Source organism: Nostoc sp. (assembly GCF_036917235.1).
GTDB lineage: Bacteria > Cyanobacteriota > Cyanobacteriia > Cyanobacteriales > Nostocaceae > Nostoc.
This window is the reverse complement of record NZ_JBALDU010000029.1, coordinates 116,094-123,919: the sequence shown is the minus strand read 5'-3', so window position 1 is coordinate 123,919 and position 7,826 is coordinate 116,094. Positions and strand designations below refer to the sequence as shown.

The window sequence follows — 7,826 nt, the reverse complement described above, 5'->3', positions numbered from 1 at the left end:
TGTTCAATCAGAGAACTACCCATAATTTTCCTCCCCTCAACACTTGCAATTTTACCTGTTTTAGGGAATGAATCAGCCCTGCTTTATAAGGGGGGATAAAGGGGGGTCTATTCGACTTATGCAAGAGGTCTAGAGAAAATAATACTCTTAACTCCTCATTCTTGGCTGTTTTGTATTTATTTTTAGTACGAGGAAAAGCATGAAAAACACTCAAGTAAAAATTAACGAACCTCTTAGCGAAACAGCTTGCAAATCTAACCAGAAACAACTTAATAGTCAGAAAAAACTCACTTGCACAAAACCACCACAACCAGGTGCAACCCAAGGAAATTGCCCTTTTGATGGAGCGATGGTTTCTGTCGGAGCTATTACTGATGCTGTTCATTTAGTACATGGCGCTGTTTCTTGTACTCACAATCCTTGGGCAACTCATGGTAGCCTCTCTTCAGGCTCCCAATTATACCAAACTGCTTTTACTACTGACTTTAGTGAGGGTAATATCGTTTTTGGTGGGGAAAAGAAACTGTACAAAGCGATTGTGGATGTTGCTCAACGCTATCATCCTGCCGCTATTTTTGTTTATGCTACTTGTCTGTCTGCTTTGATTGGTGATGATATTGATAGTGTCTGCCAACTTGCTGCAAAACAAGTTAATATCCCAGTTATCTATGTAAATGCGCCTGGATTTCTTGGTAGTAAAAATTTAGGGAATCGCATCGGTAATGAAACTTTATTGAATGCTGTCATTGGTACAGCCGAACCGGAATTTACTACACCATTAGATATTAATATTGTTGGTGACTATAATGTTGCAGGTGAAACGTGGAATATCTTACCATTATTCCAAAAAATGGGAATTCGCGTTCTTTCTAAAATTACAGGTGATGCTCGTTATCAAGAAGTTTGCTATGCTCATCGTGCCAAATTAAATGTAGTACTTTGCTCAAATGTAGCTATACAAATGGCGCAAACTATGGCTGAACGCTATGGAATTCCTTATATTGAAGAATCGTTCTATGGTGCGACCAACTTAAACGATTGCTTGCGAAATGTTGCGACCAAATTAAGTATCTCCTTGAGAGATAGTGTTATTGCCTGTGAACTGCAAGAACGTACAGAAAAGTTAATTGCTCAAGAAAATGCTGCTCTAGATATTGCTTTAGCTCCTTACCTTGCTGATTTAAAAGGTAAACGGATTATTCTTTCTACTGGTGGTGTGAAAAGTTGGTCGCTTATTTTAGCAGCCCAAGATTTGGGAATGGAAGTTATTGCAGCTACGGATGGCAAAACAACAGAAGAGGAGAAAGCTAAAATTAAACAATATCTTGGTGCAGATGCAATACTTTTGTCTGACACAACTCCCCAGGCATTATTAAAGGTATTGCACCAAACAAAAGCTGATGTGTTGATTACTGGGGCTGGCAATAAATATACAGCACTCAAAACGGGAATTCCTTTTTTAGACATTAACCATGAACGTCACCATGCTTATGCTGGTTATGCAGGTTTGGTGGTACTAGCACGCGAACTACATGAAGCCTTGTATAGTCCTATATGGGAGCAAATTAGCAAACCTGCTCCTTGGGATGAAAAAATCAGCTATCAGCTATAGGCGCAACTTTCTTCTGCAAAGTCGGTGTCATTAATCATCTCCCGCTAACTTTTTGATTAGCGGGAGATTCTTGGTATTTGTGCCAGATATTCCCCAAATTAATAGCTTTACTGTATTATTTATAAATATCGCCTTAGCTTTTACAGGCACAAATACTAGGTTATATAAAAAACTATATGTGAGGTAGCAAATGGTTCAACCACAGGCAAACTCTTTTAATGCAATTAGTCCAACAGCTTTGATGGTAGCCTACACTAGGCAGTTTACTGATATTCCTTATAGCAAGGAATTAGCTCAATTAGTTAATGCCGAAAGCTTCATAGAGAAACTGCAACAACAAAAATTAACACAGCCTTCTGAAGTGTCTGTTCTTGTTGAGGCTCGTTACAAAGCTATTAATAAAGTAATATCTCAACACTTGCAATTTGAGGCTATCCAAATTATCGAGTTAGCATCTGGATTATTACCTCGTGGAATGGTAATGTCTCAGAATAAAAATATCACTTTTATTGAAAGTGATTTACCTGAAATGATTTGTCAGAAGCAGCAATTCGTAAAACAATTGATCGAAGAACGGCAGAATTTGTATTTTGCAGCAATTGATGCTACTAGTCAACCTAGTCAGTTGCCTCTGAACGTAAATTATTTACATAAAAACAAACCTGTAGTTATTCTATGCGAAGGATTGTTAACATACCTAACCTTAGCAGAAAAACAAATGGTGTTTGCTAACGTTCGTGAGATACTGCAAGTTTACGGTGGTGTATGGATTACACCCGACCTAACAACTTTTGATGGCTTGAATCAACTACGGCAGATTAGCCCTGGGTTGCAAAGACTTAATCAAACTGCAAGTAATGTCTCTGGTCGAGCTATTAATAATTATCACTTTGAAAACATCGACCATGTGAAACAGTTTGCTTATGAACAAGGATTTGATATTCAAGAATACAGTATGCTCGAAGTGATAAATAAAATTACTTGCTTAAAGCCTTTAGGGATCGAGCCTGAGATTGTTAAATCAATGTTGGCTATTGGCTCTACTTTTGTTTTAACCGTTAGATAAGACTATTCAAAACTAGTTGATAATAGTCTTTTATTTACAAGATCAAGATAACAATTGGGTGCTTTGAACTTCGGCTATTTTCAAATTTAACTTAGCAACATTGGTGTTAATCCCTTTGCCTTTGGGGATTAGGGACATGGGAGCGAACTATGCCACTCGCGTAACTGTTTCTTAACTGCAAGGGCGCAGTAGCTCCCCTATGTAAGAGTCACTTACTTTCTAACTAACAGAAGCAACTTGTTTACCGAGCAATCCAACGACTTACTGCTGGCAATTGTGCAGAGAACCAGAGCGCACCTAAAATAATCAGACTACCACAGACAATCAAGGCATTAGTCGCACCAAAATTATCTGCCAAAGTTCCAGCTAACAAATTCCCGAAGGGCATTGTACCCACCATTGCTAGGGCGTAAAAACTCATTACCCGTCCGCGTTTATCCTCAGTAACTAGGGTTTGAATAATCATATTACTACTGGTAATGTTAAGGATAGAAAAGCAGCCTAGAAATACCAGAATGATTATAGATAGCCAAACTTGACGCGAGAGTGAAAAGAATATCAAACTCATCCCAATCAAAACTTGAGCAACTACAATCAAACGCTCTAAGCCTACAATCCCTCGTCTGACACTTAGATACAAACAAGCAAACAACGAGCCAATCGGTGCTGAAGTGCTGAGGTGAGCCATCGTTGTTGCGTTTCCATTGAGAATCTTTGCTGCAAAAACAGGCATGAGCGCGACATGAGACATCCCGACGAAACCATGTAACGCTAGCATTAATAAAATTACTCTAATCGGCTGGAATTTCCAGACATATTCAAAGCCCTCCCGCAATTTCTCCAAAGTATCGCTAATGCCCGTAAGGGGTTGCATCTGTCTGGCTGGCAGCCGCATCGCTAGCAAGGTAAATATGGCAGGAATATAGCTGAGGGTATCGTAAAGAAAACAATATTTTACCCCTAGTGTAGCAATCAAAATCCCGCCCATAGCAGGCCCCACTACGAGAGAGGAACTTAACATTACTGAATTCAAGGCGATCGCATTACTCCAATCGGCGCGATCGTCTACAGTTTCGGTGACGATTGTATGGCGCACGGGCATATCTAATCCCTTGAGCAAACCATTGAAAGCACTCAGTACCAAGAGGATAGGAAAGGTAATCCAATTGGTAAAGGTGAGAATCGTTAAAGCCAGGGAAACGCTAATTCCCAATATCTGCACCACTATTAACAAGTCACGACGACTCCAGCGATCGGACAATATGCCCGAAAAGGGAATCAGTAATAAGGTAGGTAAAAATTGTACAAACCCTGCAACTCCCAACAACCAAGGCGATTTAGTCAAATCGTATACCAGCCAAGGAATAGTTAACTGCTGGGTCATAAATGTTCCAGACATTGATAGTAACTGTCCGCCAAAAAATAGGCGAAAGTTACGCCAGCGCAAGGCGGGTAAATGGTGGTACGTGATATTACTGATGCTTTCCCCTAGTTGTCTATGCCAAATTTTCATGAGGAAAATTTTATTATGGTTTACTAATAATTAGATTAACTAAGAATTGTCAAATAATCGCGTAGTTTACTGCCCAGGCATCGCTGATCTGTCTGAGCTAAGGCTTTTGCACATTGACATCGGATCGCTATAGAAGATGATTGGTGTGCAAAAACGTAGGAAATTACTATTTAGCCCCTACGTACTACGTTAACTCTATCGGAATACTGTATGATAATTTCAGTTATGCTCCCAGCATTGGAATGTTGCTATCAGATATTGGGTAGCGACAATTCCCAAGGAAATAGGCGAGTGTGAACACCTCCTGATAGATAAAATTCTGGAGAATCCTAATGGGCTACAAACATATAGAAGTTAAACAGGTAGCTGGTTTCATCGGTGCAGAAATCGGCGGCGTAGACCTTTCCCGCTCTCTTTCTGAGGATCAAGTCCAAGAAATTCGCAAAGCGCTATTGAAGTGGAAAGTCTTGTTCTTTCGTGGTCAGAACATCGATCATGCTGCCCAGGTCGAGTTCACATCTCGTTTTGGCGAAGTGACTTTCGCCCATCCCTTGGGAGAGCCTGAACCAGTTCCGGGATTTCCCCAGATCAAACCCGTAGACCGTAAGCTTTATGAGCAGCAGTATGGTTTTCGCACTGGCGGCCCTTGGCACACAGATGTAACGGCGGCGATCAACCCACCAGCAGCGTCAATTTTACGCGCAGTTAATGTCCCTAATTTCGGTGGTGACACCCAGTGGAGTAATCTCGTTGCCGCTTATGAGGGACTCTCAGCACCTTTGCGATCGCTAGCAGATACATTAAAAGCGGAACATCGCTTCAATGGAGGCGGTTATCAACCCCGCAACAATAAATTCGACCAGCGCATTGCTGTCAATCCTCTGGTTTCTATTCACCCAGTGGTCAGAGTTCATCCTGAGACTGGTGAGCGTGCCTTGTTCGTCAACCCTGGCTTTGTCTCCCGCATTGTTGATGTGTCACCAGAAGAAAGCAGACTGTTGCTAGAGTTATTCTTTAACCAAGTCACTAAACCTGCCTATACCACCCGCTTCCGTTGGAACAACGGTGATATCGCCTTCTGGGACAACCGCGCCACCGTGCATTTGGCTCCTCAAGATTTGGATCATTTGGATGTCGAACGTCTCCTTTATCGCACCACCATCACAGGCGATGTTCCAGTAGGAGTTTATGGTTTCCGTTCAGAAGTGGTTCAAGGTGAAGCTTTCAGCGCTGAAGTACCAAGCGTCTTCAAGCAAAAAGCTGAGTTTAAGGAAGCACAACCAGTCCTTTCGTAAAGCTGAGTTATAAGTCGTGAGTGCTGAGTAAATTAAAAAGTACTCAGTACTTATGAACGCAGACATTAACCCTTGTTGCTCTACAAGGGGAACTTTTGCATGACCAGTTGATCATATACAAAAGGTAAGTTATAGAAAGTCGGCGCTTGATTGCCCATGTCCCATTTCCAATGCCCAAAAACTTCACGCATAAGGGGATGGAATTTTTCATTACTGTTCCCTATTGCCTACCCTGAAAGGGTTTGTAATAAGTAAGTTGGTGCAATAAAACCAAACTGTGTAAAGAAAGCCTCAAACTCTTTCTCCCCCTGCTCCCTGCCTTATCCCAACAATAGTTATTTACGCCGACCTACTTACATCAGGTGTGCTTTATCACTTTTGCTCAGGAACCCAGTTGTAGTTTTTATCTTTAACATCAATTTTCTTGGGAATAACTTTTAGTTCGTAGAAGCTGTCTGCCATGTTTTGTAACCCTGTGAGAACTTCATCAGTCACAGGTAATACTTTGCGATCGCCTCCGCGTTCCTCTACGATTTCCATTGTGGCTAAATCAACTTTGTAGAGTTTGGAAAGTAGTTTGGCTGAGTCTTTGTTGTTGTTTTTAGCCCAGCTACCTGCTTTTTCCAGTTCTTGCAAAATTATTTTCAAAATATCTGGATGATCGCAGACAAAATCTGGTGCAGCATAATAAAATCCAGGGCTTTCTACAAGAGCTTTATCACCAAATACCGTAGTATTATCTGCCAACAGACGAGTACGCAGCTTACGTTCAGCTTCCGCAGTATAAGAGTCCCAGATTACCCATGCGTCAAAATCATTGCGCTCAAATGCTAGTAAAGCTTCGGCTGGAGTAGACAGGGCAAACTCATCATGTCAATAAGACTGTTATATTCTCAATAGACTCTAAAATAATCTCATTAACGCTTACTTATTGATAAAGATTGTAGCGATCGCTTTGAGCCTTGGAAAATAAATCAAATGATAAATGCCGATTTTTTCGTTGATTATTAATCTCAATGGTGAGTCTAGTTGCTGTAAAGGGGAATTTAACTTCCATAGCTAGCCTCAGACGAGCTTTGCAGAACCTTTATAATCGGCACTTGGCAGTTGATTTTTAATTTCTTGAGTAAAAGTACTGTAAATTGACCGATAAACCGCTTTTATAAATATGAGATTTGCATATATGACGATAAAAAACAAGGGGTGACAGTCTTAAGCTTGCTTCTTCAGGTAAACTATGGTAGGTTCATATTGCAAAAAAACACATTAACTCGACTGGTTTATCGTAGATTAATAAAAAATGTTATCAATCTACTCCAAAGAGTTGCTGTGCTAGATAATTTCAAATCTAACTTTGGGTAAATAGTAATGAGACGGAAGATTTTATTAATCCTGTGCGATCGCGTCTGTTAAAAAAATTAATCAAATAATGCTACCAATAGTTTGACGTTGCAGCCATCTGAGTCGTAACTGGCTGCATTTATTAAACAATCTTCTATTCATAGGAATTGAGAATCATGGTGCAAACTTCCATCGTCCGCAATGGTACTCTTGTTAAACCACCAACCTTTACTTCTATAGAAGCAGAGCGTCGTCATCGCAAAGAACGCTTGGCTGCTGCGTTGCGAATCTTTGCCCGTTTAGGTTTTGCCCAAGGACTAGGAGGACATATCACAGTCCGCGATCCTGAACTCACTGACCATTTTTGGGTCAATCCTTTTGGTATTCACTTCAGTCGCGTTCGTGTATCAGACTTGATCCTAGTGAATTCTGAAGGTAAAGTTGTTCAAGGTGATGGCGCACTTAATCAAGCAGCTTATGCTATTCACTCGCAAATCCACGAAGCCCGTCCAGATGTAGTAGCGGCGGCTCATGCTCATTCCTTCTATGGCAAAACTTGGTCATCGCTAGGTAGGTTAATCGATCCGATTACCCAAGATTCTGCTGTTTTCTACCAAGATCATGCTTTATTTGATGATTACAAAGGCGTTGTGTTAGATACCAGTGAAGGAAAACGCATTGCAGAAGGATTAGGTAATAGCAAAGCCGCAATTCTCCGCAATCATGGATTATTAACAGTAGGACACACTGTAGACGAAGCAGCTTGGTGGTTTATCCGTCTAGAAGATGCTACTAAATCCCAGTTATTAGCAGAAGCCGTAGGTAAACCCATCCCCATTGAACACGACCTCGCCTTAAGTATTCAAAAACGTAATGGTAGTCACGAAGCAGGCTGGCGTGCATTCCAATATTTATGGGATGAAATTACCCGCGATCAACCAGATTTATTGGAGTGAAAGGGAACAGGCAATAGAGAATAGGGAGTATTAAGGAGAATTA

7 protein-coding genes are annotated in these 7,826 nt (G+C 41.0%); 4 read left to right on the top strand and 3 right to left on the bottom strand.

Annotated features, from left to right (window positions below):
• The first annotated feature begins 199 nt into the window (after positions 1-199).
• Positions 200-1,612 carry a nitrogenase iron-molybdenum cofactor biosynthesis protein NifE gene (gene nifE, locus V7K44_RS09435; RefSeq protein ID WP_334930826.1) on the top strand — a complete coding sequence of 471 codons (1,413 nt, stop codon included), beginning with the start codon at positions 200-202 and terminating at the stop codon, positions 1,610-1,612.
• 190 nt (positions 1,613-1,802) lie between these two features.
• Complete coding sequence (locus V7K44_RS09430) at positions 1,803-2,678, top strand: class I SAM-dependent methyltransferase (RefSeq protein ID WP_334930824.1); 876 nt, start codon at positions 1,803-1,805, stop codon at positions 2,676-2,678.
• Between the two features lie 241 nt (positions 2,679-2,919).
• On the opposite strand, the gene V7K44_RS09425 is transcribed toward V7K44_RS09430, so the two are convergent.
• Positions 2,920-4,191: an MFS transporter gene (locus tag V7K44_RS09425; protein WP_334930822.1), complete on the bottom strand. Its 1,272-nt coding sequence runs from the start codon at positions 4,189-4,191 to the stop codon at positions 2,920-2,922.
• A 332-nt stretch (positions 4,192-4,523) separates the two neighbouring features.
• Between V7K44_RS09425 and V7K44_RS09420 the strand changes: the two genes are divergently transcribed.
• Positions 4,524-5,486, top strand: coding sequence for a TauD/TfdA dioxygenase family protein (locus V7K44_RS09420; RefSeq protein ID WP_334930820.1), 963 nt, complete (start codon positions 4,524-4,526; stop codon positions 5,484-5,486).
• A 372-nt stretch (positions 5,487-5,858) separates the two neighbouring features.
• On the opposite strand, the gene V7K44_RS09415 is transcribed toward V7K44_RS09420, so the two are convergent.
• Complete coding sequence (locus V7K44_RS09415; RefSeq protein ID WP_334930818.1) at positions 5,859-6,233, bottom strand: hypothetical protein; 375 nt, start codon at positions 6,231-6,233, stop codon at positions 5,859-5,861.
• A gap of 181 nt (positions 6,234-6,414) precedes the next feature.
• Positions 6,415-6,543, bottom strand: a complete 129-nt coding sequence (locus V7K44_RS09410) for a hypothetical protein (protein WP_334930816.1) — start codon at positions 6,541-6,543, stop codon at positions 6,415-6,417.
• A gap of 460 nt (positions 6,544-7,003) precedes the next feature.
• Here V7K44_RS09410 and V7K44_RS09405 point away from each other — a divergent pair, with 460 nt between their 5' ends.
• A complete protein-coding gene (locus V7K44_RS09405) occupies positions 7,004-7,783 on the top strand; it encodes a class II aldolase/adducin family protein (RefSeq protein ID WP_334930814.1) in 780 nt (259 codons plus the stop codon).
• The last annotated feature ends 43 nt before the right edge of the window (positions 7,784-7,826 follow it).